Genomic DNA, 25,834 nt, shown 5'->3' on the forward strand with positions numbered 1-25,834 from the left:
AAGAACGCGGAGCGCACCAGCGGCTCCGTCAGTAGAACCGGGCGGGTTCGGGACCGTCACCATCCCCGACACAGAGTGGTCGCACAGCGCACGTTGGGCGGCAAACGAGGTGGTACCGCGGAACCTGTTTCCGTCCTCGTGGAGATCGAGCGAACCCACAAGGAGTCCCGGTGCCGTACCCGTTGAACGCCGATGCCGATGGCGTCGTCCCCTCGCCGAGCTTCCCCGCCGTCGAGCGGGGCATCCTCGCCTTCTGGAAGCGCGACGACACGTTCCAGGCGTCCATCGACGCGCGACAGGGCTGCCCGGAGTGGACCTTCTACGACGGCCCGCCCTTCGCCAACGGCCTGCCGCACTACGGGCACCTGCTGACCGGCTACGCCAAGGACGTCTTCCCGCGCTACCAGACCATGCGCGGCAAGCAGGTGCACCGCCGCTTCGGCTGGGACACCCACGGCCTGCCCGCCGAGCTCGAGGCGATGCGGCAGCTCGGCATCACCGAGAAGCACGAGATCGACGCCATGGGCATCGACGTCTTCAACGCCGCCGCCAAGAAGTCCGTGCTGCAGTACACCGACGAGTGGCAGGAGTACGTCACCCGTCAAGCGCGCTGGGTCGACTTCGAGGACGACTACAAGACCCTCGACGTCACCTTCATGGAGAGCGTGCTCTGGGCGTGGAAGCAGCTCTGGGACAAGGGCCTCGCGTACGAGGGCTTCCGGGTCCTGCCGTACTGCTGGAACGACCAGACACCGCTGTCCAACCACGAGCTGCGCATGGACGACGACGTCTACAAGATGCGCCAGGACCAGTCCGTCACCGTCTCGTTCCCGCTGCACGGCGACCGCGCTTCCGCGCTCGACCTGACCGGTGTGCGCGCGCTCGCCTGGACGACGACCCCCTGGACCCTCCCGACGAACGCCGCCCTCGCGGTCGGTCCGGAGATCGCGTACGCGGTCGTCCCGGCAGGGCCTGGAGGCGCGGCTGACGGTGCCGACGCCGGTTCCGTCTCCTACCTCCTCGCGTCGGACACCGTGGCCGCGCACGCGAAGGAGCTCGGCTACGCCTCGGGGGACGAGGCGCTCGCCGCCGTCGCGCGCACGCTGACGGGCGCCGAGCTCGACGGCGTCGAGTACGAGCGTCTGTTCGACTTCCTCGCCGACGCCGAGGGCTACGAGAACGCATGGCGGATCCTGGTCGCCGAGTACGTCGAGACCGGTGAGGGCACCGGCATCGTGCACCAGGCCCCGGCCTACGGTGCCGACGACCAGGAGGTCTGCGCCGCCGCCGGCATCCCCGTCGTGCTGTCCCTCGACGAGGGCGGCGTCTTCACATCGCAGTTCGGCGAGGTCGCCGGCATGCTCTGGTCGGACGCGAACAAGCCGCTGACCAAGGCGGTCCGCGACGCCGGGCGACTGCTCCGCCAGGCGTCCTACGAGCACAGCTACCCGCACTGCTGGCGGTGCCGGAAGCCCCTCATCTACAAGGCCGTCTCGTCGTGGTTCGTCCGCGTCACCGAGCTCCGCGACCGCATGGGCCAGCTCAACCAGGACATCAACTGGGTGCCGGACAACGTCAAGGACGGCCAGTTCGGCAAGTGGGTCGGCAACGCCATCGACTGGTCGGTCTCGCGCAACCGCTACTTCGGCACGCCGATCCCGGTGTGGCAGTCCGACGACCCCGAGTACCCGCGCACCGACGTGTACGGCTCGCTCGCCGACATCGAGCGCGACTTCGGTCGGCTGCCGGTGAACGCCGAGGGCGAAGTGGACCTGCACCGGCCGTTCATCGACGACCTGACGCGGCCGAACCCCGACGACCCCACGGGCGGGTCGACGATGCGCCGGATCACCGACGTGTTCGACGTGTGGTTCGACTCCGGCTCGATGCCGTACGCCCAGGTGCACTACCCGTTCGAGAACGCTGCGTGGTTCGAGTCGCACAGCCCGGCCGACTTCATCGTCGAGTACATCGGGCAGACGCGCGGCTGGTTCTACGTCATGCACGTGCTCTCCACCGCGCTGTTCGACCGGCCGGCGTTCCAGAACGTCATCAGCCACGGCATCGTCCTCGGCTCGGACGGCCAGAAGATGTCGAAGTCGCTCCGGAACTACCCGGACGTCTCCGAGGTCTTCGACCGTGACGGCGCCGACGCCATGCGCTGGTTCCTGATGTCCTCGTCGGTGATCCGCGGCGGCAACCTCGTCGTCACCGAGGAGGGCATCCGCCAGGGCGTCCGCGAGTTCATGCTGCCGCTGTGGTCGACGTACTACTTCTTCACCCTGTACGCGAACGCCTCGGGTCCCGACGGGTACCGGGCCCAGCGCCGGACCGACTCGACCGACGTGCTCGACCGGTACCTGCTCGCGAAGACCCGGGTCCTCGTCACCGACGTCCGGACACACCTCGACGCGCTCGACACCCCGCTCGCGGCCCAGGCAGTCCGCGACTTCGCCGACGTGCTCACGAACTGGTACGTCCGCCGCTCGCGCGACAAGTTCTGGACCGGGGCCGACGCGGACGCCGGCGCCGAGACCCGTGCGGCGTTCGACACGCTGTACACCGTGCTCGAGACCCTGACCCGGGTCGCCGCCCCGCTCGCGCCGCTCGTCACCGAGGAGATCTGGAAGGGCCTGACCGGCGGACGCAGCGTCCACCTGACGGACTTCCCGGACCCCGACGAGTTCCCCGCCGACAACGCCCTCGTCGACGCGATGGACCGCGTGCGCGACGTCGCCTCGAAGGGACTGGCGCTCCGCAAGGCCACCGGCAAGCGCGTCCGCCTGCCCCTGGCCACGCTGACCCTGGTGGTGCCGGACCCGGCCGCGGTCGAACCGTTCGCCGACATCCTGCGCGACGAGCTCAACGTCAAGCGCGTGGTGCTCGAGGCCCAGGCCGAGGAGTCGCTGGCGCAGTACGGCATCGAGCGGAAGCTCACCGTCAACGCCCGCGTCGCCGGCCCCCGCATCGGCAAGCAGGTGCAGCAGGTGATCCCGGCCGCCAAGAAGGGCGACTGGACCGCGACCGACTCCGGCGTGACCGTCGGTGGCGTCGACCTGATCGAGGGCGAGTACTCGCTCGACCTCACCGTGGCCGACGCCTCGGTGGCCGTGGCGTTCCTCGACGAGGGCGGCTTCGTCGTGCTCGACACCGTGACCACGCCCGAGCTCGAGGCCGAGGGGCTCGCCCGTGACGTCGTCCGCGCCGTCCAGCAGGCCCGCCGCGACGCCGACCTCGACGTCAGCGACCGCATCGCCCTGACCCTCCGTGTGGACGACACGGCCGGCGGCGCGGTCCGCGCGCACCAGGAGCTCATCGCGGGGGAGACCCTGGCGACGAGCGTCGAGATCGTGCCCCTCGGGGTGGACGACACCACCACCGACGTCGGTGACGGTGCGAAGGTATCCGTGGAGGTAGCACGCGCATGAGTGACCACGACCAGTACGACGACCACGAGGCGAACGAGGAGTTCGTCGGACACGACGAGTTCGACGGTCGCGACGAGGACGGCATCCGGATCCCGGTCGGCCCCTCCGGCGACGCTCCGACCGATGCCGTGCCCTACGGCGGTGACGATGACGAGGTCCGCCGCGTCGAGGCCGCCCTGTACGCCCGCATCGGCGAACAGGCGCCCGAGCGCCGGCTGACCGCCACGCGCCGCGCCGTCGAGCTGCTCGGCGACCCGCACCTGGCGTACCCGGTGATCCACGTGACGGGCACGAACGGCAAGACGTCGACGGCGCGCACCATCGAGAGCATCGTCCGGGCCCACGGTCTGCGCACCGGCCTGATGACGAGCCCGCACCTGGTGTCGATCCGGGAGCGCATCGTGGTCGACGGTCAGCCGATCGCGGCGGACCGGTTCGTCGAGAACTGGGACGACATCGCCCCGGTGCTCGAGATCACCGACCGCGAGCTCGCGGACAAGGGCGAACTCCCGCTGACCTTCTTCGAGGCGCTCACCGTGCTCGCCCTGGCGTGCTTCGCCGAGGCGCCGGTGGACGTCGCCGTGATCGAGGTCGGCATGGGCGGCGAGTGGGACTCCACCAACGTCGTGCAGAGCCAGGTGTCGGTGTTCACGCCGATCGCCATCGACCACGCGAAGCAGCTCGGTGCCACGGTGGCCGAGATCGCCCGCACCAAGTCGGGCATCGTCAAGCCGTCGTCCGCCGTGGTCTCGAGCCGGCAGGTCCCCGAGGCCCTCGCCGAACTCGAGCGTGCCGCCGAGCTCACCGAGTCCACCCTGGCTGTTGAAGGCACGGGATTCAGCGTCGTCGACGTCACCCCGGCCGTGGGCGGACAGCTCATCACCGTGCAGGGCATCGCCGGCCGCTACGACGACCTGTTCCTGCCGCTGTTCGGTCGGCACCAGGCCGAGAACGCCGCCGTGGCGATCGCGGCGGTCGAGTCGTTCCTCGGCCGCGGGGCCCAGGCCCTCGACGAGGACGTCCTGTCCGAGGGCATCGCCGGCACGACCAGCCCCGGTCGCCTGCAGCCCATCGCGACCGACCCGACCGTCGTCGTCGACGCCGCGCACAACCCGCACGGTGCGAAGGCCCTGGCCGAGGCGCTGCCGGTCGCGTTCCCGTCCGAGCACGTCGTCGGCGTCGTCGGGATCCTCGGCGACAAGGACGCCCGCGGGTTCGTCCGCGCGCTCAAGGACACCGTCGCCACGTTCGTCGTGACGCAGCCGCCGGGGGAGCGTGCGCTCGACGCGGACGAGTTCGCCCGGGTCGTCGTCGACGAGGTCGGCGAGGACCGCGTCGTCGTCGAGCCGTCCCTGGCGTCCGCACTGCAGGAAGCGCGCAGCCTGGCCGACGAGGCGGACGCCGAGGACGCCCTCGTGCTCGTCGCGGGCTCCATCGTGATGGTGGGCGCGGTCATGGACCTCGTGCACCGCGAAGGCGAGGCGAAGTGACGGACGCACCACGGGCCTCCCGGCCGGGCCGCGCACCGCGCACCCGGAAGCCGCGTCGCGAACGCGGGGCGCAGGAGAGCCTGCTCTCGATCACGCTGGTGCTCGAGGCGATCATGTTCTTCTTCCCCATGCTCGTCGTCTTCGGCAAGGGCACGCTGCCGCCCGCCGCGGCCTTCGGCGGGGGCATCGGCGCGATCATCGTCCTCGCAGCTGCCTCACGTCTGACGGGCAACCGGGCCGGTGTATGGTTCGGGTGGCTGCTGCAGGCGGCCATCCTCGCCACCGGGTTCATCGAACCGTTCATGTTCGCGGTCGCCGTGGTGTTCCTGGCGCTGTGGGTCTTCTGCTTCGTCAAGGGCGGTCAACTGGACCGTCAGAACGCCGCGCGCCGAGCGGCCATGGGCGAGGACTGACCACCACATTCGACCCCGAACACAGGGAGTACTGCGTGTCCGACTTCGAAGAGACCCTCGTCCTCGTCAAGCCCGACGGCGTCGCCCGCCAGCTGACCGGTGAGATCCTCCGCCGGATCGAGGCGAAGGGCTACGAGCTCGTCGACCTGAAGATGCTCACCGCGCCGCGTGACCTGCTCGACGCGCACTACGAGGAGCACCAGGGCAAGCCGTTCTTCGAGCCGCTCGTCGAGTTCATGCAGTCCGGTCCCGTCGTCGCCGTGCGCGTCGCCGGCAACGGTGCGATCGCGGGCTTCCGCTCGCTCGCCGGCACCACCGACCCGACCTCGGCCGCACCCGGCACCATCCGTGGTGACCTCGGCCGCGACTGGGGCCTCAAGGTGCAGCAGAACCTGGTCCACGGTTCGGACAGCCCCGAGTCGGCCGCGCGCGAGCTCGCGCTCTGGTTCGCCTGAGCGACGGGGACGACGTGACGAACAACGACCGACCCACCAAGAACGAGCGGCGTCAGCACGCCCGAGAGGTCGCACGGCAGCGCGCCGACGCCGAGAAGCGCCGCAAGCGCCGCAACAAGTGGTTCCTGCAGGGCGGCATCGGCCTGGGCATCCTGGCGATCGCTGCGATCATCGCGATCGTCGCGGTGAACGTGAACAACGCGCCCGTGGTGTCCGCAGCCGGGCCGAAGAACATGGCCACCGGCGCGATCCAGTTCACCGGCCAGGACGGCAAGGTCACCCCGGTGACCACGCCGGCCGTCTCCGCGACGGGCTCGGCCTCGCCGGTCCCGACGGCGAACAGCGACGGCGCCGTGACGGTCACCGAGTACGTCGACTGGGCCTGCCCGGTCTGCAAGCAGTTCGAGGCGGCCTACTCCGACCAGATCCTCGACAAGGTGAAGTCGGGCGATGCGACCCTGGCGATCCAGCCGGTGTCGATCCTCGACCGCAGCTACGCGGGCTCCCGCTACGCCAGCCGTGCCGCGAACGCCGCCATGTGCGTGGCGAACTACGCGCCGGACAAGTTCCTCGACGTGCAGACGCAGTTCTTCGAGAACCAGCCGGCCGAGGGCACCAAGGGCCTGACCAACTCCGAGATCGCGAAGCTCGTCAAGGCGGGCGGCGCGACCGGTTCGGACCTGTCCCAGTGCCTGTCGTCCGAGCAGTTCAAGGGCTGGGTGACGAAGTCGACGCAGGCCGTCACCACGAACGAGGCGCTCGCGGGCACGCAGGGCTTCGGCACGCCGACGATCGTCGTCGACGGCAAGCGCCTGGACGACCTGAGCACCGTCATCACCGCGATCGACGCCGCGGCGAAGTAGCACTCCCCGAACGACCGACGGCCCTCGCTCCCATCCGGGAGCGGGGGCCGTTCGTCGTGAGCGGGGGGAGGCTAGGACGCCCTGCCGTGCTCCCGGACGAAGGCCGCGAACGCGTCGACGTCGGCGAGGGACGCCGCACCGTCCGCGTTGTACTGCTCGCCGTCGACGATGATCGTCGGCGTGCTCGTGATCCCGTCGAGCGACGAGTTCGGCACCGGGTCGTTCATCGCCCGGTTCGTGGCGTCCGCGACCCACCCGGCGAAGTCCTGCCGGGTGATGCACGGTGTCACGGCCGGGTCCGTCGCTCCGGCCTCGCGCGCGAGGGACGCCAGCTCGTCGTTCGTGAGTCCGCGCGTGCTCTCCGACGGCTGGTGGTCGTAGAGCGAGGTGTTGAAGGCCAGGAACGCATCCGGGTCGTGGTCCGCGACGCACGCGGCAGCCGCGGCCGAGCGGGTGGAGTACCGCGATCCGAGCGACACGCGGTCGAGCAGCCCGAGCGGGTGCAGCTCGAGGGTGGCGGTGCCGTCCTCGACCCACTGCCGGATCCGGGGCATCTGGGCCGTCTCGAACTGGTTGCAGTACGGGCACATGTAGTCCGCGTAGATCGTGATCGCGGTCTTCGAGCCGTCCTGTTCGGTCGGCGTCGGGGTCCCGCCGGCGGGCACCGCTCGCGTCTCGACGGGCACGATCCTGCCGTGCGCCCCGGTGAGCAGGACGCCGTCGCTCGCCGTGTTCCGCGGACCCGGCCCGGCGGGCTGCACGGAGTTCGCGAGCACCAGGACGACCACCGCGACCACCGCGAGGCCCGCGACGATGATCCCGCTGATGCCGAGTGTGCGGAGGCGACGGCGGCGCGACTGCTCTGCCGCCCGTGCCGCTCGCGCACGTTCCCGTGCGGCGTCCCGGCGCGCCCTGCTGCTCTCGATCTCGCTCATCGATCCCGAGCGTAGGGGCAGCGGGGGCGGCTCAGAAGCTGGTGAGGACCGCGGGGAACTTGATGATGATCGTGACGATGATGACCAGGTAGTTCGCCAGCACGAACGCCCAGCTGAAGGGCAGGAGCGACCGCCCGACACGCTGCGCCCCGGCGCCGAAGCGACCCTGGGCCGTGTTCCAGATCGTGAACACCCAGAACATCGGGATCGTCATCGACCAGACGAGCATGCACCACGGGCACAGGGCGCCGATGACGAAGACGGTCTGCGTGAACAGCCAGGTCACGAACACCCACGCCAGGAAGACACCGGCGTTGAAGACGATCCAGAACCAGCGCGAACCGTTCCGGAACCCGGCGAGCAGCAGCACGGCGACGGCGATCGGGGCGACGAACCCCATGACGCCGAGCAGCGGGTTCGGGAACCCGAACAGGTGCCCCTGCCAGCTGGCCATCACGTCGGAGCAGTTGATGAACGGGTTCACGTCACAGCTCAGGACGGCCTTCGGGTTCTCGTACTTCGTGAACTCGTCGAGGACGAGCCGGAACGAGCCGAACAGGCCGACGATCCCGGTGACGAGCAGGAAGACCGCCATCGCGATCGGACGACGGGGGGCAGGTGCAGACGCGGTCACGCGGTCATCATCGCATGCGGGTTCCGGTGCTTTCCGGGTGCGGCATGCGATAATGCCTGGAGGTCGTGCGGCCAACCGCACACCGAAGAGAGCTTTCCGAGTGACGCCCCACCGGGCCGAACCCGGACGATCCGGTGCGGTGAGAGCGCACTGTGGTCGGGCAGCGTCACTCCGATGCCGAGCCGGAACGGGCCGGGTGCCCGGACCGGAACGGGCGCGGACGCAACGAGAAGTTGACGCGGACCGATCACGAGACAGCGAGCGCGGGGGCGTCGACGCCGCCCGCCACGACACAGAATTCCCGCCACCCGAAAGGGTGCGAGTGGGGCCGAGGAGTGCACCAGTCCATGGTGGAGCAGAACAACGACAACACGACCAACGACGAGAACGCGCCGAAGCGCCGGAGCCGCCTGTTCGGCGGTCGCCGCGCCCGGTCGTCCGGCCAGGAGGCCCGTGGGGGCGCCGAGCAGGCACCCCACGCCGACGAGACCCTCGCGCTGACGGGCGGCGCTGACGCCCGTCCCGCGGCCAGCGTCCCGTCGGCCGGTTCGCCGGACTCTCCCGATTCGCCGGACTCGCCCGACTCCCCGGCATCGCCGGCGTCGCCCGTCGAGCCGACCGACACCGGGGCGGTCTCCGTCGCGGTCGAGGCCGTCGCCGACAGCGGTGCCGAGCCGCACGACGTGAGCACGCTGACCGGCGACCTGCCGGTCGTGACGGGCGACCGGTCGGCCACCGCGACCGACGGGGCGGACGCGGACCGCGCCTCCCGTCCGGCCGACGCCGCACCGACGGCCGCGGCGAACGACGACGCCGCACCCGCCGACGAGCCGTTCGTGCCGAAGGCCACGAGCACGCTCAGCCTGATCTTCCACGCGCCGGTGCTGCCGGAGCTGCCGCAGCGCGCGCCCCGGTTCGAGCGCGACCGCGATCGTGACCGCGACCGCGACCGTGACCGCGACGAGGACGACCGCTACGACCGCGAGGACCGCTTCGACCGCGACCGCGACGACCGCGACGACCAGGGCGGCTCGCGCCGTCGCTCGCGTCGCCGTGGTTCGAGCGCCGACCGCGAGGCCCGCGAGCCGCGCGACCACCAGGAGCCGCGCCGCCGCGAGCCGGAGCTCATCACCGAGCCGCAGCGCATCAAGGGCTCGACCCGACTCGAGGCGAAGAAGCAGCGCCGTCGTGACGGCCGCGACGCCGGACGCCGCCGCCAGGTGGTCAGCGAGGACGAGTTCCTCGCCCGCCGCGAGAGCGTCGACCGCCAGATGATCGTCCGCTCCAGCTCGTCGACGATCGAGATCGGCGTGCTCGAGGACGGCATCCTCGCCGAGCACTACATCACCAAGTCCGAGAACGTGTCGCTCATCGGCAACGTCTACCTCGGCAAGGTGCAGAACGTCCTGCCCTCGATGGAGGCGGCGTTCGTCGACATCGGTCGTGGCCGCAACGCCGTGCTCTACGCCGGTGAGGTCGACTGGAACTCCGTCGAGACCGGCAACCACGGTCGCCGCATCGAAGCAGCGCTCAAGCCGGGCGACAAGGTCCTCGTGCAGGTCACGAAGGACCCGGTCGGCCACAAGGGTGCCCGCCTCACCAGCCAGATCTCGCTGCCGGGTCGTTACCTGGTCTACGTGCCGAACGGCTCGATGAACGGGATCTCGCGCAAGCTGCCGGACACCGAGCGTGCCCGACTGAAGAAGATCCTGAAGGAGGTCCTGCCGGAGCACGCGGGCGTCATCGTGCGCACCGCTGCCGAGGGCGCGACCGAGGAGCAGCTCACCCGCGACGTGCAGCGCCTGACCAGCCAGTGGGAGGCCATCCAGAAGAAGGTCGCCGGTGGTCACGCCCCGGTGATGCTGCACTCCGAGCCGGACCTGCTCATCAAGATCGTCCGTGACGTCTTCAACGAGGACTTCACGAAGCTGATCATCGACGGCGAGGCCGCCGGCGGCACCATCGACGAGTACCTGTCGGCCGTCGCCCCGGACCTCAAGGACCGCGTCGTCCGCTACGAGGGCCCGGACTCCTTCGAGGAGTTCCGCCTCAACGAGCAGATCGACAAGGCGCTCGACCGCAAGGTCTGGCTGCCCTCCGGTGGTTCGCTCGTCATCGACCGCACCGAGGCCATGACGGTCGTCGACGTCAACACGGGCAAGTTCGTCGGCTCCGGCGGCAACCTCGAAGAGACGGTCACGAAGAACAACCTCGAGGCCGCCGAGGAGCTCGTCCGCCAGCTCCGCCTGCGCGACATCGGCGGCATCATCGTCGTCGACTTCATCGACATGGTGCTCGAGGAGAACCGCGACCTCGTGCTCCGCCGCCTGGTCGAGTGCCTGAGCCGCGACCGCACGAAGCACCAGGTCGCCGAGATCACCTCGCTCGGCCTCGTGCAGATGACCCGCAAGAAGATCGGTGTCGGCCTGCGCGAGTCCCTCGACGAGGTCAACGCGAAGATCAACGACAACAACGCCGACCCGGGCCCGAGCAAGGGCCGTCGCAAGGGCCGCGGCGGGAATGGCAACGAGAACGGCCGATCCGACAACGGCAACGGCAACGGCAACGGCGGCAAGGGGAACTCCGGTTCCTCGGGGCAGTCGAACGGTGCCTCCGGCCAGGCGCACCAGATCACCGACGACGTGAAGAACGCGCTGTCGAGGATCGCCGCATCGACCCTGTCGCACGACGAGCAGGAGGCCGCAGCGGCTGCCGTGACCGCGACGGAGGCCACGGCACCGTCGTCGGCCGACGCGTCGACCGGCCCGGACAGCACGGGTGGCGAGCAGCCGACCGGTTCGAAGCGTCGTCGCCGTGGCCGTGGCGGCCGCGGGGCAGAGCAGCAGAGCGGAGACCAGCGCGCCGGAGACCAGCAGAGCGGCGACCAGCAGGCCGCTGCCGACGCTCGGGCCACCGATGCGCCGCAGGCACCCGCCGCCGAGCAGTCGGACGCGCCGGGGTCGTCGGTCACCGCTGAGCCCGCCGTGATCGTCGAGTCCGAAGCTCGCGCGCCGAAGGTCGCTGCTCCGGCCGTCACCGAGCCCGCAGCCGCACCGAAGGCGAAGGCCCCGGCCCGCCGTCGCGTGAGCTCGAGCGCCACCGTGACGCCGACCGACAACACCGTCGCGATCCTGGACATCCCGATCGCCGCGGCGCCCAAGCGCGAGCCCCGCGCGGTCGCCCCGGACGCCGAGTCCCTGCTCGACTCGGTGCTCCAGGCGCTCCCGGAGCCGAAGCAGCCCGGACAGGGGCGCTCGCGCTCCCGCCGGGTCTCCTCGCCGAGCATCAGTGCTCCCGCCACGCCGACGGAGGAGTCGACCGACGACGCCGACGGCTCCGACGGCGCAGTGATCCTGGGGAACTGACGTGACGAACCCGGGCGACCCGCAGCAGCAGCGTGGGTACTACGGTGCGGGCTGGTCCCAGCCCGCACCGCCCGGCCCGGGTGCCCAGCAGCCCGGCGGCCCGGTGCCGCCGCGGCAGGGCGGTGTGCCGCAGTACGGGCGTCAGCCCGGGGCCGGTGCGCCGTACGCCCCGCCGCGGCCGCCCCGTGCCCCGGCCGACCCGCGCCGGGCCTTCGCGCCCGGCGCCTCGGTGACGAACACGGCCGGTGCGCTCATCGCCGTGGTGGCCCTGGTGCTCGTCGAGTTCGTGTCCGGGCTCTTCGGGCTGCTCGGCGCCTCGCTCGTGGTCAGTCCGTTCCGGCACTACGGCGCCGGCACGAGCCTGCTCGGCAGCTTCACGACCGGGGTCTTCGTGGCTCCGTTCCCGTACTACGTCGGCGCGTTCCTGGCCCTGGCGTTCCTGACGCCGATCGACCGCCGCAGCCCGCTGCCGAGGCTCCTGCTCCGCGTGGTCCTCGCCGGCGCCGCGGGCACGGTGGCCCTGATGCTCGTCGGGGTGTTCACCGGCTCGTTCGGAGCGGCCACCGCCGGCGGCTCCCAGCTCGTCATCGACGTGCTCACGCGGCCGCTGCAGAACGGTCTGCCGTTCACCGTGATGCTCCTGGCCACCGCCACGGCGGCCTGGCTCTGGCTCGGTCGGCCGCGCCGCGGACGTGGCTCGTCGACGACTCCGGGGATGCCGGGCACCGTCCGACCCGCCGACGCGGTCCCGCCCTCGACGATCCAGCCGCAGGCACCGCAGCAGGGACAGCAGCAGCCGCCGGCACCGTACGGGCAGGGGCGTGTGCAGCCCGACCCCCACGGCCAGTACGGCGGGCAGTACGGCGCCGGGCCGCGCCCAGACCAGCAGCAGCCCCCGGCGAACCCCTGGGGCGGTCCAGCGCCCCGCTGAGCCCGTTCGCGACCCCTCGCACGGTGCGAGGCCCGGCCGCGTCACCGCCGCCCCCTTCGAGCCGTGCGGGGTTCCGTACTCGGTGCGCCCGTCTCCGCGTCGCACCGAACCCGGAACCTCGCACCGTTCGCGCGGCCCTGCGAGCCGGCGGCGCACCGTGTGCGGCGCCGGGCGGCGCGGACGCACGCCGCGCCTCCCGGGCGTCCGGACTGGCGGTCAGAGGCCGCGCTTGTCCCGCTGCGCCACGCGCAGCCCACTGCGGATCAACCGCAGGACGAGCTCACGTCCGGTCACGGCCGAGGCGCCAGCGGCCACCAGTTCGTCGTACCGCGAGAGCGGGACGTCGTAGTGGTCGTGGTCGAACGCACGGCGCGGCACACCGGCCCGCGCAGCGAACGCGTGGAGTTCCGCGTAGGATTCATCACTGACGAGGTGCGACCACAGTGTGTCGTGGGCGGGCCACGTCGGTGGGTCGATCAACACGGTCACCGTGCAATCGTACGGGTGTCGCCGTTTGACCGGACCCAGGGTGATCGAGTATTCTCGGTCCCTGGTGTCAGCGGGCCGTTCTGCCTGCGTCGCCGATCGGGCCCGGCCTTCCGGGAGCCGCTCGTGCAGAAGTGGGCACCCGAGACTTCCCTCAAGCAGAGTTACGTAAGGATTTCCACGTGGTTTACGCAGTAGTGCGCGCCGGCGGCCGTCAGGAGAAGGTCGAGGTCGGCACCATCCTGACCATCGACCGTGCCAAGGCGGACGACAAGGGCAACATCGACCTCGCCCCCGTGCTCCTCGTGGACGGTGACAAGATCACGTCGGCGGCTTCCGAGCTCGCGAACGTGACCGTCACCGCCGAGGTGCTCGACGACCTCCGTGGTCCCAAGGTCATCATCCAGAAGTTCAAGAACAAGACCGGGTACAAGAAGCGCCAGGGTTTCCGCGCTGAGCTGACCCGCGTCAAGATCACCAAGATCGCGTAAGGGAGTCAACTCATGGCACACAAGAAGGGTGCGAGTTCCACTCGCAACGGTCGTGACTCGAACGCACAGCGCCTCGGCGTGAAGCGCTTCGGTGGCGAGGTCGTCAACGCCGGCGAGATCATCGTCCGCCAGCGCGGCACGCACTTCCACCCGGGCGCCAACGTCGGCCGCGGTGGCGACGACACGCTGTTCGCCCTCTCGTCCGGTTCGGTCGAGTTCGGCACCAAGGGTGGCCGCAAGGTCATCAACATCGTCAACGCGTAGTCGTTCGAACGACTGCAGCTGGAGGGGCGGGCCGAGTGCCCGCCCCTCCTTCGCTTTTCCCGCCGACGACCCCGTCGGCACAACGAAACACCTGGAGTGGACCCATGGCGACCTTCGTCGACCGCGTGACCCTGCACCTCAGCGCGGGGCACGGCGGCAACGGCTGCGTGTCGGTCCGCCGTGAGAAGTTCAAGCCCCTCGCCGGGCCCGACGGCGGCAACGGCGGTGACGGCGGCGACATCGTGCTCGTGGCCGACCCGCAGGTGACGACGCTGCTCGGCTACCACCGTTCCCCGCACCGCTCGTCGAAGAACGGGCAGCCCGGCATGGGTGACCACCGCAGCGGTGTGAGCGGCGAGGTCCTCGAACTCCCGATGCCCGTCGGCACCGTGGTGTACGACGAGTCCGGCGAGGTCATCGCCGACCTCACCGAGCCCGGCATGCGCGTCGTCGTGGCCCCCGGTGGACAGGGCGGCCTCGGCAACGCGGCGCTCTCCACCACGAAGCGCAAGGCCCCCGGCTTCGCGCTGCTCGGCACCGAGGGCTGGGCGGGGGACATCAGCCTCGAGCTGAAGACCATCGCCGACGTGGCCCTCGTCGGGTTCCCGAGCGCCGGCAAGTCCTCGCTGATCGCGGCCGTCTCCGCCGCCAAGCCGAAGATCGCGGACTACCCGTTCACGACCCTCACCCCGAACCTCGGCGTGGTCGAGTCCGGTGACACCCGCTTCACCGTCGCCGACGTCCCCGGTCTGATCGAGGGCGCGTCCGAGGGCAAGGGCCTGGGTCTCGAGTTCCTGCGACACGTCGAGCGGTGCGAGGCGCTGCTCCACGTCATCGACTGCGCCACGCTCGACCCGGGCCGCGACCCGATCAGCGACCTCGACGTCATCCTCGGCGAGCTCGAGCGCTACCCGGTCCCCGAGGGCCAGGTGCCGCTGCTCGAGCGCCCGCAGCTCATCGCCCTGAACAAGATCGACGTGCCCGAGGCGCAGGAGCTCGCCGAGTTCGTCACCGCCGAGCTCGAGGGTCGTGGCTACCGCGTCTTCCCGATCTCCACGGCGTCCCGCAAGGGGCTCCGCGAGCTGACGTTCGCCCTGGCCGACATCGTCGAGCAGGCCCGCGCCGCCCGTGCGGCCGAGCCGGTCCCGGAGCGCATCGTGCTCCGCCCCCGCTCGGTCAACGAGAAGCCGTTCACCGTGCGCGCCGAGGGCGGCGAGGAGCACCGCTTCTACCGCGTCCGCGGCGCGAAGCCGGAGCGCTGGGTCCAGCAGACCGACTTCACCAACGAAGAGGCGATCGGCTACCTGGCCGACCGGCTCGCGAAGCTCGGCGTCGAGGACGGCCTGTTCAAGGCCGGAGCCGTCGCCGGCTCCACCGTCGTCATCGGTGGCGACGGCGGCATGGTCTTCGACTGGGAGCCCACGCTCACGTCGACCGCGGAGCTCATCACGAGCGCCCGTGGGACCGACGCCCGCATCGGTGCGACGGCGCGTCCGACCCGCAACGAGCGGCGCGAGGAGTACTTCGAGCGGATGGACGCCAAGGCGGCCGCCCGTGCCGAGCTCGAGCAGGAGCGCGTCTCCGGGCTCTGGGTGGACGACGAGGTGGTGACCAGCGACCAGCTCGGCGCCGGCGACCAGTTCGACGCCGACCAGGTCGAGACCAGCGACCAGAAGGACTGACCGCGGCATGACCGACACGACCGCCCGCACCGACCTCGGCCCCGTCACACGGCGCGAGGACATCCCGCGTGCGCGGCGGATCGTCGTCAAGGTCGGCTCGTCCTCGGTCAGCGGTGACGCCGCCGGCCAGATCGGCCCCCTGGTGGACGCCCTGGCTGCCGCTTACGGCCGTGGGACCGAGGTCGTGCTCGTCTCGTCCGGTGCGATCGCGACCGGGTTCCCGTTCCTCGGGCTCGAGGGTCGGCCGGACGACCTCGCCACGCAGCAGGCGGCGGCTGCCACCGGGCAGAACGTCCTGATGTTCCGGTACCAGAAGGAACTCGACCGGCACGGTGTCGTCGCGGCGCAGATCCTGCTCACCGCCGGTGACCTGCAGAACCCCACGCACCGGGTGAACGCCCAGCGCGCCATCGACCGGTTGCTCGCCCTGCGCGTGCTGCCGATCGTGAACGAGAACGACACCGTCGCCACGCACGAGATCCGCTTCGGCGACAACGACCGGCTCGCGGCCCTGGTGGCCCGGCTGCTCGGCGCTGACGCCCTCGTGCTGCTCTCCGACGTCGAGGCGCTCTACACGGCGCCCCCGGAGCAGCCCGGCGCCACCCGCATCGACGAGGTGCCGTTCGGCGACGAGCTCGCCGGGGTCACCTTCGGCTCGATCGGCACCGCCGGCGTCGGCACCGGGGGAGCGGGGACCAAGGTCGCCGCCGCGCGGCTCGCGGCCGAGGCGGGCACCGCGGTGCTCGTGACCGACACGGCGCTGGTCGACCGCGCGCTGGCCGGCGAACACCTCGGTACCTGGTTCCACGCCGCACCGCGTCGCTGACGCAGTCCGCACCGCGCCCGGAGCGGTCACGACTCGCTGTCGGGACGGCGCCGACTGGTCGGAGATCGTCGGTGTGGGCGTCGCGGAGCGACGGCCTGCGACCGCTCGCGTGGCGCAGGACGACGTGTCGTGACCGGTCGGCGGGGTGGACCGGGCCTGGAGGCACGGCGAGCGTCCGGCACGCCCGTCACGAACCGAGGGGCGGACCTACAATCGGTCCATGTCGTCGATCGCGCCTGCCCCGACCCTGACCGACAAGCTCGTGGCGGCACGCGCCGCCTCGTCGGCGCTCGCGACCGCCACGACCGCGGTCAAGGACGCGGCCCTCGCGGCGATCGCCTCGGCGGTGCGTGCAGCGACGGACGAGATCGTCCGCGCCAACCACGACGACCTCGTCGCGGGTGAGGACGGCGGCCTGTCGTCGGGGCTGCTCGACCGGCTGCGGCTCGACCCGGTCCGGATCGAGGCCCTGGCTGCCGCGGTCGAGCACGTCGTCGGGCTCACCGACCCCGTGGGGGAGCACGTTCGCGGGTCGCAGCTGCCGAACGGGCTCCAGCTCACCCAGGTGCGCGTGCCGTTCGGTGTCGTCGGGGCCATCTACGAGGCACGCCCGAACGTCACCGTCGACATCGCCTCGCTCGCGCTCAAGTCGGGCAACGCCGTCGTGCTCCGTGGCGGGTCGGCGGCCCAGCACACGAACGCCGTGCTCGTCGCCCGGATCCAGGACGCGGTCGAGTCGGTGGGGCTGCCCCGCGACCTGGTGCAGACCATCGACGAGTTCGGCCGCGCCGGTGCCACCGAGCTCATGCGCGCACGGGGCCTGGTCGACGTGCTGATCCCGCGGGGGAGCGCCGCACTCATCCAGACCGTCGTCACCGAGTCGCAGGTGCCCGTCATCGAGACCGGTGCGGGCGTCGTGCACGTGTTCCTCGACGCCTCCGCGCCGGAGCAGCGTGCGGTCGACATCGTCCTGAACAGCAAGGTGCAGCGGCCGAGCGTGTGCAACGCCCTCGAGACCCTCCTGGTGCACGAGGCCGCGGCCGAACGGCTCCTGCCACTGCTGGCCGACCGGCTGCGGGCGTCCGGTGTGACGCTGCGCGGCGACGACGCCACGCGGGCGATCGTGCCCGGGGTGCTCCGCGCCACCGACGACGACTGGGCGACCGAGTCGATGGACCTCGACCTGTCGATCCGTGTCGTGCCCGACGTCGACGCGGCGATGGCGCACATCGCCCGGTGGTCGACGCACCACACGGAGTCGATCGTCACGAACGACGTCGACACCGCCGAACGGTTCCTGGCGACCGTCGACTCGGCCGTCGTGATGGTGAACGCCTCGACCCGGTTCACCGACGGCGGCGAGTTCGGTTTCGGGGCCGAGGTCGGCATCTCGACGCAGAAGCTGCACGCGCGCGGTCCGATGGGCCTGCCGGAGCTCACGAGCACGAAGTGGATCGTGCGCGGGTCTGGGCAGATCCGCGGCTAGACTGAACGGCGTCTTTCCCCGACCGAACGGAGCACGAACGATGACCCTCCTCGCAGAAGCTGCTGAGCACGCCTCCGGGGCGCCCGCGTTCGTGTTCCCGATGGTCGGCGCCCTCTTCTTCATCTTCCTCGGCTTCGTGACCTGGAGCTTCCGCGACGTGGCCTACCGCCACTCCCAGAAGTTCGAGGCCACCCGCCACCACGAGACGGGTGTCGACGAGTTCGGTCACACCAAGATCTGACCGACCACTCGATGCTCGAGACCACCGGACGGCCACGCATCGGCGTGATGGGTGGCACGTTCGACCCCATCCACCACGGGCACCTGGTCGCGGCGTCCGAGGTGGCGCGGGCGTTCGACCTCGACGAGGTCGTCTTCGTCCCCACCGGACAGCCGTACATGAAGTCCGACGTCACCGACGCCGAGCACCGGTACCTGATGACCGTGATCGCCACCGCGTCGAACCCGATGTTCACCGTCAGCCGCGTGGACATCGACCGCCCGGGGCCGACGTACACCGTCGACACCCTGCGGGACCTGCACGAACAGCGACCGGATGCCCAGCTCGTCTTCATCTCGGGCGCAGACGCCGTTCAGCAGATCGTCGACTGGAAAGACCATGATGGTCTTTGGGACGTCGCGCACTTCGTGGCCGTGACGCGTCCGGGACACGCCTTGAGCCTCACCGGATTGCCCGAGCGGGACGTAAGCTTGCTCGAAGTCCCTGCACTGGCCATATCCTCGACGGATTGCCGTGACCGGGTTCGACGGGGGTTCCCCGTCTGGTACTTGGTTCCCGACGGTGTCGTCCAGTACATCTCCAAGCACCATCTGTATCGGAGCGTTGCATGAGTTCGTCCGACGCGCAGCCGCCCCTGTCGCGGCGCCAGGCGCGCGAGCGGGAGCGTGCCGCCGCGGCCGGTTCGCAGCCCGCGACGCCGCCCCCGACCGTCGCCGCACCCGCCGCCGAGACCGCCGAGTCCCGTCGTCGCCCCGGGTCGCACGTCGCCCCGGCCCCCGGTGGCCCCGCCCAGTCGTCCGCGCCGGCATCGGCGCAGACCGACCCCGGGTCTGCTCCGTCCGTCCCGGTGTCGGCACCCGCGGCCGGTGTACCGCCCTTCCCGCCGGCCTCCGCGACCGAGATCGTCCCCGGTAGCGGTGGGCTCACCCGTCGCCAGATCCGGCAGCTCCGTGCCGCCGAGCGCCAGGCGGTCCTGCCGGTCCCGCTGCAGAACCCCACGCCCCAGTCGTCGGACCGCACCGTCGAGGACGTCCTCGGGTCGGTGGACACGATCGACCCCTCGGCTGCGCCGCAGAGCGCTCCGGACGCCGAGTCCGCGCACGACGAGCAGCCCGCTGCCCCGACGGTCCTCGACCAGGCCGCGGTCGCCCAGGCCACCGAGGCCGACGGGTCCCCGGACGCGCTCGAGCCCCTCGACGAGGCCGCCGCGCACGCCGAGGAGCCCCGCCGTCACCGGTCGACGTGGTCACCGCCCGCCGACGTCACCGAGCCCGACGCGTCCGACGTCGCCGAGTCCGGTGCGCCGGAGACCGACGCCCCGGCCGATGACGTCCCTGAGTCCGACGCCCCTGCGGACGGGACGACCGACGTCGCACCGGCGGACGAGTCGTCCGAGGACGCTCCGGCCCGGTCTGCCGACGACGCTCCCGCTGCCGGGTTGCAGCCCGCCGTCACGCCGGTCCCGATCCCGACGAACGCCGCAGCAGCGACCCCCGCGGTGTTCCCGCTCTCGCTCGACGCCGAGGACGACGACACCAACGAGGTGCCGCTGCCCGAGCCCGCGACCGAGGCCCCGAAGGTCCCCGCGGCGTTCCAGCGTCCGACCGAGCCGAAGCCGGTGACCACGGCCTTCGCGCCGCCCGCCGGCCACTGGTCGCAGCAGGCGCACGACTCGAACGACTCCGAGGTGCACGACGCCGAGACGGGCACCCGCCGTGTCGCGGTGACGAACACGAACGCGATCATCCTGCCGAACTCGGCGCTGGCCGACCCCACCGGTGCCCTCAACGCGACGGGCGAGGTGATCCTGACCGGATCGATCGACCTGCCGGCGTCGCTGTCGTCGACGGGGTCGCACCGGCCGATCGACGGCGCCGAGGTCGACCGCCTGCTCGAGCAGCAGGACGAGCAGCCCGAGACCGACGCCAGCCCGGTGCGGGCCAGCCGCGCGGTGTCCAGCCACACCTCGACCCGTCAGGTCGTGCTCGCCGCGGCCAAACCGAAGGAGTCGCGCACGCCGCTGATCCTCGGTGTGACGGTCGGCGCGGTCGGGCTGGCCGCGGCCGGCGTCATCATCACCGCACTGCTCACCACCCACGCGTTCGGCGGCTGACCGCTGCCGTCCTCGACGTCCGTTCTCCACCACCCCGCCGACCCTGGCCTGGCCGCTGTCGGCGGGGTGGCTTATGATCGTGACCCATCAAGCGAACCGGCTGTCCGTCGGTTCGACGACCGGAAGGAATCCGTGACCGCCTCCACTCGCGCACTGGAACTCGTGCAGGCCGCAGCACTCGCGGCCGACGCCAAGCAGGCCGAGGACCTCGTCGCTCTCGACGTGACCGGGCCGTTGCAGCTCACGGACGTGTTCCTGCTCGCAACCGGTCGGAACGAGCGCAACGTGCAGTCCATCGCCGATGCCGTCGAGGAACGCCTCCTCGAGCTCGGTGCCAAGACGCTCCGCCGCGAAGGCCGTACCGAGGGCCGCTGGGTCCTCATCGACTTCGGCGAGATCATCGTGCACGTCTTCCACGACGAAGACCGCCAGTACTACTCGCTCGAGCGTCTCTGGGCCGACTGCCCGACGATCCCGCTCGAGCTCCCGGTGGACCACACCGCCTGATCAGCGACGCGCCCGGGTGACGGCTTCGATTTCGTTGCCCGGCGTTCGCATGGTGTACGCTTCTATGGTGCCTCCGGGGAACCGGTTGGTACGGAAGCAGCACGATCTGGGTCTGTGGCGCAGCTGGTAGCGCACCTGCATGGCATGCAGGGGGTCAGGGGTTCGAGTCCCCTCAGATCCACCCTCAACCCCGTCGTTCCTCGGAACGGCGGGGTTTTTCGTTGCGCCCGGCGGGACTCGGTGGCCCGATACGCTGAGCCCATGAGCAACGACGCGCCGCTGTCCGGGTCCCCGCTGACGATCGCCTCCGCCGGGTACACGGCCGACATCGCCACCGTCGGAGCGACACTGCGGACCCTGCGGCACGAGGGCCGAGACCTGGTCGTCCCGTTCGACGCCGACGAGGTCCGTCCGGTCTTCCGCGGTGCCGTCCTGGCCCCGTGGCCGAACCGGATCGTCGACGGCGAGTACTCGTTCGGCGGCGTCGACCACGAACTGGCCCTCACCGAGCCCGCACGGCACCACGCCCTGCACGGACTCGTCGCGTGGACGGACTTCCGCGTGCAGGAGCAGGCGGACGACCGCGTGGTGCTCGCCACGACCGTCCAGGCGCAGCAGGGCTACCCGTACCGCGTCGAGGTCACCGTGGAGTACCGGCTCGACGCCGAGGGGCTGCACACCACGATCACCGGGACGAACACCGGGGCCGAGGACGCACCGTGGGGGACCGGCCCGCACCCGTACCTCGTCGCGGGTACCGGCACCGTCGACGACTGGACCCTGACGCTCCCCGCCGCCCAGGTGCTCGAGGTGACGCCGGACCGGCTCATCCCGACCGATCTGGTCCCCGTGCACGACGAGTTCGACCTGCGCACGCCCACGCTGATCGGCGACCGGTTCATCGACCACGCCTTCACCGGCTTCGACCGCGACGCCGCCGGCCTCGCCACCATCGCGGTCACGGCGGCGGACGGTCACGGGGTCCGTGCGACCTTCGGGCCGGAGTGCGGCTGGGCGCAGGTGCACACCGCCGACCACGTCGTCCCCGAGTACCACCGCGCCGGTCTCGCCGTCGAGCCGATGACGTGCGCCCCCGACGCCTTCAACGACGGCGAGGACCGCGGCCTCGTGGTGTTCGCGCCCGGTGCCTCGCACGCCGCCGCATGGACGATCGCCGCGATCTGACCACCGCCGACCCCGGCGTCCGCGTCGAGGTCCGCCGACTCGACCCGGTCCCCGACCTCGCGGCCCTGGCGGCGCAGGTCACGGGCGACCTGGTGTGGCTCGACTCCGGCCTGCCGGACGGTGCCCCCGCCACGGCTCGGCCCCGGGCGCGCTTCTCTGTGCTGGCGTGGACGGACGGGCCGTTCGCCGCCCGGTTCCGGCACCAGGACCGTCGCGCGCACCTGACGGTCGCCGCGCCCGCCCAGGGGTGGTTCGGGCCCGCCCGGTCCGAGGGGCGTCCGGCCTTCGCGGTGCTGGCTGACCTGCTCCGACGCACGCCCCGCCTGCCCGAGCCGGTCGTCGGGTGCGGGTTCGCGCTGGGCTGGGTCGGGTTCCTCGGCTACGAGCTCGGCCGCGAGTCCGGCGGCCCGGACCGCACCGCCGACGGGCACGCCGACGCCGACCTGCGGTTCGTCGACCGAGCCGTCGTCGTCGACCACACCGGTGGCGCCTGGGTGCTCGCGCTCGTCGCCGACGCGGAACCGGCGGCCAGTGCGCGGAACCGCGCGTGGCTCGAGGAGGTGCCCACCCCCGCGACGTCGGTCGGCGTCGTGGACGCGGCCACGGGCCTCCCGGCCGGGGTGTCCACGGCGACCGGGCGCGTCACGCGCGCCGCCTACGAGCGGGCGGTCGACGCGTGCCGCGCGGAGATCCGCGAGGGGAACGCGTTCCAGGTCTGCCTCACCACCGCCTTCGCGGTCGGACTGGAGGCCCGTGGCGGCCCCGGTACGGACCCGCACCTGGGCGAGTACCTGCGGATGCGGGCGGCCGACCCGGTGCCGTTCGGCGCGTTCCTGCGGCTCGGCCCGCTGCGCGTGGCGAGCCGGTCACCGGAGCGGTTCCTGCGGATCGACGCGGCCGGAGCGGTGCTCGCGGAGCCGATCAAGGGCACGCGGCGGCGGCTCGCCGACGCGGTGGCGGACGCGGCTGCGCGGGACGACCTGGCGGCGAGCCCGAAGGACCGCGCCGAGAACGTGATGATCGTCGACCTGCTGCGGAACGACCTGCTGCGGACCGCGGTGCCCGGGTCGGTGCACGTCGAGCGGCTGTGCGCCGTCGAGACGTACGCCAGCGTGCACCAGCTGGTCTCGACGATCGGGGCGGTGCTGCCGCCGGGGACGTCGCGGGCCGACGTGGTGCACGCCGCGTTCCCGCCGGGGTCGATGACCGGCGCGCCGAAGAGCAGTGCCACGGCGATCGCGGACCGGCTCGAGGGAGCGCCGCGCGGGGTGTACTCGGGCGCGATCGGGTACTTCTCGACGAGCGGGGCGGTCGACCTGTCGGTGGCGATCCGTAGCCTCGTGACCGTGCTCGACGAGTCGGGGGCGGTGCGTTCCCGGACCCTCGGAGCCGGGGGAGCGGTGACCTGGTCGTCGGTGCCCGCGGACGAGGCGGACGAGGTCGAGACCAAGACGCGGTCGGTGCTCGGCGGGGTCGGGGCGGTCGCCGGCTGGTGAGCTGCTGCCCTGATCCGAACATGTGTTCGACCAGGACTGTCCACGGATGTCGGACGCGATTGACATCATCGAACACATGTTCGAATATGAGGGCATGCAGACGGCGGCGGCACTCCGGTCGCCCACCCCGGACCGGGGCGGGCGGAGCGGTGCTGCACGCGGCGGCAACGGCGCGGGCGGTGGCGGTGCGCGCCGTGGGCCGGACCACCTGAGCGATGCCCGGGCCGCGCTCGACCGCATCACGTCCCTGCGGTCGCGGGTGGCCGACATGGAGTCCACCCGGGTCGACACCGCCGGGCTCCCCACCGCCCCGGCACTCGAACCCCTGCTGCCCGGCGGCGCGATCCGGGTCGGTGGCACCTACGCCGTCCCCGAGTCGGTGCTGCTCGCGATCACCATGCTGCAGGCGGCCTCGGCGGCCGGGGCGTGGTGTGCGGTCGTCGGGGTGCCGTCCTTCGGGATCGAAGCCGCCGCCGCCGCGGGGATCGACCTCGAACGGCTCGTGCTCGTCCCCGATCCGGGCGACCAGTGGCTCGCCGTGACGGCGGCGATGGCCGACGTCGCCCAGATCGTCCTCACCCGACCGCTCGGCCGGGTCGTGCCGGGCGACGTGGCACGGCTGTCGGCCCGCCTGCGACAGCGCGGTGGCGCACTCGTCGCGCTCGGCTCCTGGCCCGGGGCGGACGTCACGCTGCGGGTCACGTCCTCGACGTGGAGCGGCATCGGTCAGGGCCACGGCCACCTGACGGAGCGCCGGGCCACCGTGACCGCGACCGGGCGTGCCGGTGCGGTGCGTCCGGCGACCGCCGAGCTGCTCCTGCCCGCGGCCGACGGTGCGGTCCGGGCCGCCACACCGGTGCCGACGGTGGGCTCCGGGGACACCCGCGTGCTGCGGCCCGTGGCGGTGGCGTCGTGATCGCCTCCGGGCGCGTCCGGACCGACGCGATCACGCGTGGGGCGGCACTGCCCGAACCACCCCCGACCCGGACGATCGTGCTCTGGTGCCCGGACTGGCCGGTCATCGCGGCGGCTCGGGCCGGTGGCACCCCGCCGGAGCAGCCCCTCGCCCTGACCGCGAAGGGGCTCGTGTTCGCGAGCTCCGCGTCCGCGCGTGAGCAGGGTGTCGTGCGGGGGCTCCGCGTGCGTGAGGCGCAGGCGCGGTGCCCCGAGCTCCTCGTGCAGCCCTACGACGACGCCCTCGACCACCGCGCCTTCGAGCCCGTCATCCGTGCGGTCGAGGCGGCGGTCCCCGGGGTCGAGGTGCTGCGGCCGGGCACCCTCGCGCTCCGTGCCCGCGGGCCGGCCCGGTACTACGGCGGTGAGCGCGCGGCGGCGGCGACCCTCGCCGGCATCGCCGCCGACCACGGCGCCCCCGCGGTGCGGGCCGGGGTGGCCGACACCCCGTTCGCGGCGGACCAGGCCGCCCGGGCCCGTCCGGTGCGTCCCGGCGAACGGGTGCGGCTCGTGCCCGTCGGGGGATCGGCGGACTTCCTCGCGCACCTGCCGCTCGGTGTGCTCGGCGACCCCGACCTCGCGACGGTGCTCGACCGGCTCGGCATCACCACGCTCGGCGACTTCGCGGCACTCGGCGACGAGCAGGTGCGGGACCGCTTCGGCGTGGCCGGGGCGTTCCTGCACCGGTTGGCCGGGGGCCGCGACCCCCGCGAGATCGCGGCGCGGGAGATCCCGCCGGAACTCCGGGTCGAGGCGTCGTTCGAACCCCCGCTGGACCGCGCCGACCAGATCGCGTTCGCGTTCCGGCGTTCCGCCGACGACTTCGCCGAGCGACTCCGGTCCGCGGGGCTCGTGGCGACGACCATCCGTGTGGGGATCGTCGACGAGCGCGACATCCTGCTCGAACGGACCTGGGCGCACCCGCGCTGGTTCGACGCTGCCGACGTGGTCGACCGGGTGCGGTGGCAGCTCGCCGGCGGGGTGGACCCCAGCGGGCTCGAGGCGCCGGTCACCTCGGTCGTGCTCGAGCCGGTCGCCGTCGACGACATGGCGAACCACGAGCGCGGGCTGTGGGGCTCCGGCCCGGACGAGCGCGTGCACCACGGCCTCGCCCGGATCCAGGGCATGGTCGGCCACGACGGTGTGGTGAGTCCGCGCATCGGTGGGGGCCGCACCCTGTCCGAGCGCGTGGTGCTCGTGCCGTGGGGCGACGCACCCGCCGGCGGTGAGCGAGCCCTGGCGACCGTCCGCGACCGTCCGTGGCCCGGCAAACTGCCCGGCCCGCCCCCCGCCACCGTGCTCGAGCGCCCCCGACCGGTCGACGTCGTCGCCGCCGGCGGTGCGAGCGTCGACGTCGACGAGCGCGGCGTGCTGTCCGGCGCACCCGACCGGTTCCGCGCCGAGGGCGACCGGGGCGGCGGGTTCTCCGCCGTGACGGCCTGGGCGGGGCCGTGGCCGCTCGTCGTCCGGTGGTGGGAGTCCGGCGGCCGACGCCTGCACCGGCTGCAGCTCGTCGACGCGGAGGGGCGCGCCTGGTACCTGGTGCTGGCGGACCACCGCTGGTGGGCCGAGGCGATCGCGACGTGATC

At 72.1% G+C, this 25,834-nt stretch carries 23 protein-coding genes and 1 tRNA gene; 21 read left to right on the top strand and 3 right to left on the bottom strand.

Features of this window, described 5'->3' with window-relative positions:
* The first annotated feature begins 170 nt into the window (after window positions 1–170).
* The 5 genes from ileS to DEJ02_RS14020 are packed head-to-tail and all read left to right on the top strand — an operon-like array spanning window position 171 to window position 6,649.
* The gene (ileS, locus tag DEJ02_RS14000) at window positions 171–3,428 is read left to right on the top strand and encodes an isoleucine--tRNA ligase (RefSeq protein ID WP_111033476.1); all 3,258 of its coding nucleotides are present in this window, start codon (window positions 171–173) and stop codon (window positions 3,426–3,428) included.
* Window positions 3,425–4,918, top strand: a complete 1,494-nt coding sequence (locus DEJ02_RS14005; protein ID WP_181440365.1) for a folylpolyglutamate synthase/dihydrofolate synthase family protein — start codon at window positions 3,425–3,427, stop codon at window positions 4,916–4,918. Before ileS ends, DEJ02_RS14005 begins: the two co-directional genes overlap by 4 nt.
* Window positions 4,915–5,331, top strand: coding sequence for a DUF4233 domain-containing protein (locus tag DEJ02_RS14010; RefSeq protein ID WP_051596525.1), 417 nt, complete (start codon window positions 4,915–4,917; stop codon window positions 5,329–5,331). Before DEJ02_RS14005 ends, DEJ02_RS14010 begins: the two co-directional genes overlap by 4 nt.
* Window positions 5,332–5,366: 35 nt before the next feature.
* Window positions 5,367–5,786: a nucleoside-diphosphate kinase gene (ndk, locus tag DEJ02_RS14015; protein ID WP_017885984.1), complete on the top strand. Its 420-nt coding sequence runs from the start codon at window positions 5,367–5,369 to the stop codon at window positions 5,784–5,786.
* A gap of 14 nt (window positions 5,787–5,800) precedes the next feature.
* Entirely contained in the window at window positions 5,801–6,649 is an 849-nt protein-coding gene (locus DEJ02_RS14020) for a thioredoxin domain-containing protein (RefSeq protein ID WP_111033477.1), read from the top strand.
* A 71-nt stretch (window positions 6,650–6,720) separates the two neighbouring features.
* Here the strand turns inward: DEJ02_RS14020 and DEJ02_RS14025 are convergent, their stop codons facing one another.
* Together DEJ02_RS14025 and DEJ02_RS14030 are read right to left on the bottom strand one after the other, a co-directional pair.
* Window positions 6,721–7,584: a thioredoxin domain-containing protein gene (locus tag DEJ02_RS14025; protein WP_111033478.1), complete on the bottom strand. Its 864-nt coding sequence runs from the start codon at window positions 7,582–7,584 to the stop codon at window positions 6,721–6,723.
* A 31-nt stretch (window positions 7,585–7,615) separates the two neighbouring features.
* Window positions 7,616–8,218: a vitamin K epoxide reductase family protein gene (locus tag DEJ02_RS14030; RefSeq protein WP_258378742.1), complete on the bottom strand. Its 603-nt coding sequence runs from the start codon at window positions 8,216–8,218 to the stop codon at window positions 7,616–7,618.
* A gap of 347 nt (window positions 8,219–8,565) precedes the next feature.
* On the opposite strand from DEJ02_RS14030, the gene DEJ02_RS18525 reads away from it, so the two are divergent.
* Both DEJ02_RS18525 and DEJ02_RS14045 read left to right on the top strand, forming a co-directional pair.
* Window positions 8,566–11,583 (top strand): Rne/Rng family ribonuclease, encoded by a 3,018-nt coding sequence (locus DEJ02_RS18525; RefSeq protein ID WP_181440366.1) that lies wholly within the window; start codon window positions 8,566–8,568, stop codon window positions 11,581–11,583.
* 1 nt (window position 11,584) lies between these two features.
* Window positions 11,585–12,514 carry a hypothetical protein gene (locus DEJ02_RS14045; protein ID WP_111033481.1) on the top strand — a complete coding sequence of 310 codons (930 nt, stop codon included), beginning with the start codon at window positions 11,585–11,587 and terminating at the stop codon, window positions 12,512–12,514.
* Between the two features lie 216 nt (window positions 12,515–12,730).
* Here DEJ02_RS14045 and DEJ02_RS14050 read toward each other — a convergent pair whose 3' ends face one another.
* Window positions 12,731–13,003: a DUF4031 domain-containing protein gene (locus tag DEJ02_RS14050; protein WP_071405560.1), complete on the bottom strand. Its 273-nt coding sequence runs from the start codon at window positions 13,001–13,003 to the stop codon at window positions 12,731–12,733.
* A 179-nt stretch (window positions 13,004–13,182) separates the two neighbouring features.
* On the opposite strand from DEJ02_RS14050, the gene rplU reads away from it, so the two are divergent.
* The 14 genes from rplU to DEJ02_RS14120 all read left to right on the top strand — a co-directional run bounded on the left by rplU (window position 13,183) and on the right by DEJ02_RS14120 (window position 25,832).
* Entirely contained in the window at window positions 13,183–13,491 is a 309-nt protein-coding gene (gene rplU / locus DEJ02_RS14055; protein WP_027464715.1) for a 50S ribosomal protein L21, read from the top strand.
* Between the two features lie 12 nt (window positions 13,492–13,503).
* Window positions 13,504–13,755 carry a 50S ribosomal protein L27 gene (gene rpmA, locus DEJ02_RS14060; protein WP_017885976.1) on the top strand — a complete coding sequence of 84 codons (252 nt, stop codon included), beginning with the start codon at window positions 13,504–13,506 and terminating at the stop codon, window positions 13,753–13,755.
* A gap of 104 nt (window positions 13,756–13,859) precedes the next feature.
* The gene (gene obgE / locus DEJ02_RS14065) at window positions 13,860–15,437 is read left to right on the top strand and encodes a GTPase ObgE (protein ID WP_111033482.1); all 1,578 of its coding nucleotides are present in this window, start codon (window positions 13,860–13,862) and stop codon (window positions 15,435–15,437) included.
* A 7-nt stretch (window positions 15,438–15,444) separates the two neighbouring features.
* Window positions 15,445–16,263: a glutamate 5-kinase gene (proB, locus tag DEJ02_RS14070; RefSeq protein WP_081827189.1), complete on the top strand. Its 819-nt coding sequence runs from the start codon at window positions 15,445–15,447 to the stop codon at window positions 16,261–16,263.
* 220 nt (window positions 16,264–16,483) lie between these two features.
* Window positions 16,484–17,749: a glutamate-5-semialdehyde dehydrogenase gene (locus tag DEJ02_RS14075; RefSeq protein ID WP_111033483.1), complete on the top strand. Its 1,266-nt coding sequence runs from the start codon at window positions 16,484–16,486 to the stop codon at window positions 17,747–17,749.
* A 40-nt stretch (window positions 17,750–17,789) separates the two neighbouring features.
* Window positions 17,790–17,990: a hypothetical protein gene (locus tag DEJ02_RS14080; RefSeq protein ID WP_035807661.1), complete on the top strand. Its 201-nt coding sequence runs from the start codon at window positions 17,790–17,792 to the stop codon at window positions 17,988–17,990.
* A gap of 11 nt (window positions 17,991–18,001) precedes the next feature.
* Window positions 18,002–18,601, top strand: coding sequence for a nicotinate-nucleotide adenylyltransferase (gene nadD / locus DEJ02_RS14085; RefSeq protein WP_111033484.1), 600 nt, complete (start codon window positions 18,002–18,004; stop codon window positions 18,599–18,601).
* Window positions 18,598–20,103 (top strand): hypothetical protein, encoded by a 1,506-nt coding sequence (locus tag DEJ02_RS14090; RefSeq protein WP_111033485.1) that lies wholly within the window; start codon window positions 18,598–18,600, stop codon window positions 20,101–20,103. Before nadD ends, DEJ02_RS14090 begins: the two co-directional genes overlap by 4 nt.
* Before the next feature lie 132 nt (window positions 20,104–20,235).
* Window positions 20,236–20,610 (top strand): ribosome silencing factor, encoded by a 375-nt coding sequence (gene rsfS, locus DEJ02_RS14095; RefSeq protein WP_027464721.1) that lies wholly within the window; start codon window positions 20,236–20,238, stop codon window positions 20,608–20,610.
* 108 nt (window positions 20,611–20,718) lie between these two features.
* Window positions 20,719–20,791 (top strand) — tRNA-Ala (locus DEJ02_RS14100).
* A gap of 80 nt (window positions 20,792–20,871) precedes the next feature.
* Window positions 20,872–21,795 carry an aldose 1-epimerase family protein gene (locus DEJ02_RS14105; RefSeq protein WP_181440367.1) on the top strand — a complete coding sequence of 308 codons (924 nt, stop codon included), beginning with the start codon at window positions 20,872–20,874 and terminating at the stop codon, window positions 21,793–21,795.
* Entirely contained in the window at window positions 21,774–23,291 is a 1,518-nt protein-coding gene (locus tag DEJ02_RS14110) for an anthranilate synthase component I family protein (RefSeq protein WP_111033487.1), read from the top strand. The genes DEJ02_RS14105 and DEJ02_RS14110 overlap by 22 nt, the downstream gene beginning before the upstream one ends.
* Window positions 23,292–23,337: 46 nt before the next feature.
* The gene (locus DEJ02_RS14115; RefSeq protein WP_258378743.1) at window positions 23,338–24,207 is read left to right on the top strand and encodes a hypothetical protein; all 870 of its coding nucleotides are present in this window, start codon (window positions 23,338–23,340) and stop codon (window positions 24,205–24,207) included.
* Window positions 24,204–25,832 carry a DNA polymerase Y family protein gene (locus DEJ02_RS14120; protein WP_111033488.1) on the top strand — a complete coding sequence of 543 codons (1,629 nt, stop codon included), beginning with the start codon at window positions 24,204–24,206 and terminating at the stop codon, window positions 25,830–25,832. The genes DEJ02_RS14115 and DEJ02_RS14120 overlap by 4 nt, the downstream gene beginning before the upstream one ends.
* The last annotated feature ends 2 nt before the right edge of the window (window positions 25,833–25,834 follow it).

Source organism: Curtobacterium sp. MCLR17_042 (assembly GCF_003234695.1).
Classification (GTDB): domain Bacteria; phylum Actinomycetota; class Actinomycetes; order Actinomycetales; family Microbacteriaceae; genus Curtobacterium; species Curtobacterium flaccumfaciens.

Bases quoted from the DNA above. Each gene is read 5' to 3' on its own strand.
- DEJ02_RS14005 (WP_181440365.1), top strand. From the start codon at position 3,425: ATGAGTGACCACGACCAGTACGACGACCACGAGGCGAACGAGGAGTTC.
- DEJ02_RS14025 (WP_111033478.1), bottom strand. From the start codon at position 7,584: ATGAGCGAGATCGAGAGCAGCAGGGCGCGCCGGGACGCCGCACGGGAA.
- DEJ02_RS18525 (WP_181440366.1), top strand. From the start codon at position 8,566: ATGGTGGAGCAGAACAACGACAACACGACCAACGACGAGAACGCGCCG.
- rpmA (WP_017885976.1), top strand. From the start codon at position 13,504: ATGGCACACAAGAAGGGTGCGAGTTCCACTCGCAACGGTCGTGACTCG.
- obgE (WP_111033482.1), top strand. From the start codon at position 13,860: ATGGCGACCTTCGTCGACCGCGTGACCCTGCACCTCAGCGCGGGGCAC.
- proB (WP_081827189.1), top strand. From the start codon at position 15,445: ATGACCGACACGACCGCCCGCACCGACCTCGGCCCCGTCACACGGCGC.
- DEJ02_RS14075 (WP_111033483.1), top strand. From the start codon at position 16,484: ATGTCGTCGATCGCGCCTGCCCCGACCCTGACCGACAAGCTCGTGGCG.
- DEJ02_RS14080 (WP_035807661.1), top strand. From the start codon at position 17,790: ATGACCCTCCTCGCAGAAGCTGCTGAGCACGCCTCCGGGGCGCCCGCG.
- nadD (WP_111033484.1), top strand. From the start codon at position 18,002: ATGCTCGAGACCACCGGACGGCCACGCATCGGCGTGATGGGTGGCACG.
- DEJ02_RS14090 (WP_111033485.1), top strand. From the start codon at position 18,598: ATGAGTTCGTCCGACGCGCAGCCGCCCCTGTCGCGGCGCCAGGCGCGC.
- DEJ02_RS14105 (WP_181440367.1), top strand. From the start codon at position 20,872: ATGAGCAACGACGCGCCGCTGTCCGGGTCCCCGCTGACGATCGCCTCC.
- DEJ02_RS14110 (WP_111033487.1), top strand. From the start codon at position 21,774: ATGGACGATCGCCGCGATCTGACCACCGCCGACCCCGGCGTCCGCGTC.
- DEJ02_RS14115 (WP_258378743.1), top strand. From the start codon at position 23,338: ATGTCGGACGCGATTGACATCATCGAACACATGTTCGAATATGAGGGC.